This window comes from Hominisplanchenecus sp. (assembly GCF_046967715.1).
Lineage (GTDB): Bacteria > Bacillota > Clostridia > Lachnospirales > Lachnospiraceae > Hominisplanchenecus > Hominisplanchenecus faecis.
The window spans coordinates 1-2,266 of record NZ_JBKVNQ010000116.1; the positions used below are offsets into that span (position 1 = coordinate 1).

Below are 2,266 nucleotides of genomic sequence, written 5' to 3' on the forward strand. Positions count from 1 at the left end.
CTGTCATTATACCTACCCCGCCATTATTTTCCAGTGTTTTCTGTACGGCCTGTGATATGGCTTGTGTCTGTTCCGTTACAGCTTCACCTAAAGAATAATATATTTTGTCTTCATAATTTTGCATTTTATAAAATCCTCTCTTCGCCTTCTTCATCCTGCTTTTATCTGTATACAGAGAACCTGTCCCTGCCAGTTTTTTCACCCATTTTGGCATACAAAAAGGACACCTGCCAAAATCTGCCGGTGCCCCCTTCTGGCTTTGCGTCCCTGCTTTTCAACAAGTTTGCCTTTAAATAATTTCCATTTTTCCAAAAATAAAAATACCATGAAGTTTTTTACACGTCAATAATATCGGATAAAAAATTTGTATTTTTTCATTTAACTCGTTGTGCTAACTATAAATGTGCAAGTTCGTGATTTTACATAAAAAGTTGCGGTTTCATTCTCCAGAACACAACATTCATGCTTCCAAAACCCTGCATGGCATTGATATCTTTATGTTTGTAAAAAATCTTCTGTGAAATTTTAAGTTCCTCAATTGTGCAAAAGAATAAACTTGTAAATAAAGAATATTTACATTATAATGAAAAGATATCAGCGATAAACATTCAACAGATTAAAAACAGGAGGAAGGACTTTGAAAGAAGAAGTAGTAATCGTATTGGACTTCGGTGGACAGTATAACCAGCTGGTTGCCCGACGCGTAAGAGAATGCAATGTCTATTGCGAGATTTATTCTTACAAAACCGATATTGAAAAAATCAAAGCGATGAATCCAAAGGGAATCATCCTGACAGGCGGGCCGAACAGCTGTTACGAGCCGGATTCTCCAACATACACCGATGAACTTTTCAAACTTGGCATTCCGGTGCTTGGACTGTGTTATGGTGCACAGCTGATGTCACACGTGCTTGGCGGAAAAGTAGAGCGTGCTGATGTCAGAGAATATGGAAAAACCGAAGTATTTATCGATAAAAAAGATTCAAAAATATTCCAAGGTGTGTCTGCACAGACTACATGCTGGATGAGCCACTTCGATTATATCTCAAAAGTTGCACCGGGATTTGAAATCTCTGCACACACCGCAGACTGTCCGGTAGCAGCAGCAGAAAACGAAGCAGAAAAACTCTATGCGATCCAGTTCCATCCGGAAGTACTCCACACTGCAGAAGGAACGAAGATGATCAACAACTTCGTCAAAAATGTATGCGGCTGCAAAGGCGACTGGAAAATGGATGCATTTGTAGAGAACACGATCAAAGAGATCCGCGAAAAAGTAGGAGACGGAAAAGTACTGCTTGCACTTTCAGGCGGTGTAGATTCTTCCGTTGCAGCAGGTCTTCTTTCCAGAGCCATCGGCAAACAGCTTACCTGTGTATTCGTAGATCACGGTCTGCTGCGTAAAGACGAAGGCGATGAAGTAGAAGGTGTATTTGGACCGAACGGTCAGTTTGATCTGAATTTCATCCGTGTGAATGCACAGGAAAGATATTACAAAAAACTGGCAGGTGTTACCGAGCCGGAAGCAAAACGTAAGATCATCGGTGAAGAATTTATCCGCATTTTTGAAGAAGAAGCAAAGAAAATCGGAGCCGTAGATTTCCTGGCACAGGGAACCATTTATCCGGACGTTGTAGAGAGCGGTCTCGGCGGAGAATCCGCAGTGATCAAATCCCATCACAATGTAGGCGGCCTTCCGGATTTCGTAGATTTCAAAGAAATCATCGAGCCGCTGCGTGACCTCTTCAAAGATGAAGTCCGCAAAGCCGGACTGGAACTCGGCATTCCGGAAAAACTGGTATTCCGTCAGCCATTCCCGGGGCCTGGTCTTGGAATCCGTATCATCGGTGAAGTAAATGCAGAAAAAGTCCGCATCGTCCAGGATGCCGATTACATTTACCGTGACGAAGTGGACAAAGCAGTTGCAGCTTACAAAGCAGAGCATGGAACAGCACCATCCTGGATGCCGAACCAGTATTTCGCAGCCCTGACTAACATGCGTTCCGTTGGTGTAATGGGTGACGAAAGAACGTATGACTATGCAGTTGCACTTCGTGCAGTTAATACCGTCGACTTTATGACCGCCGAAGCGGCAGAAATTCCATTTGCAGTACTGCAGAGCGTCATGAGCAGAATCATCAACGAAGTTCGCGGAGTCAACCGAGTATTTTATGATCTGACCAGCAAACCACCTGGAACTATCGAATTCGAATAACGGACTAAAATGCCGAAAGCCTGTATTTATGCGGGTTTTCGGCATTTGTTT

Annotated in this window: 1 protein-coding gene and 1 riboswitch; the gene reads left to right on the forward strand. The window is 43.0% G+C overall.

Translation table 11 applies throughout. From position 1 onward, the window contains the following. Nucleotides 1-206: 206 nt before the first annotated feature. A riboswitch (cyclic di-GMP riboswitch) is annotated at nt 207-298 on the reverse strand. A 339-nt stretch (nt 299-637) separates the two neighbouring features. Beyond that, nucleotides 638-2,215, forward strand: coding sequence for a glutamine-hydrolyzing GMP synthase (gene guaA / locus ACLTL4_RS11175; protein ID WP_173865474.1), 1,578 nt, complete (start codon nt 638-640; stop codon nt 2,213-2,215). Nucleotides 2,216-2,266: the final 51 nt, after the last annotated feature.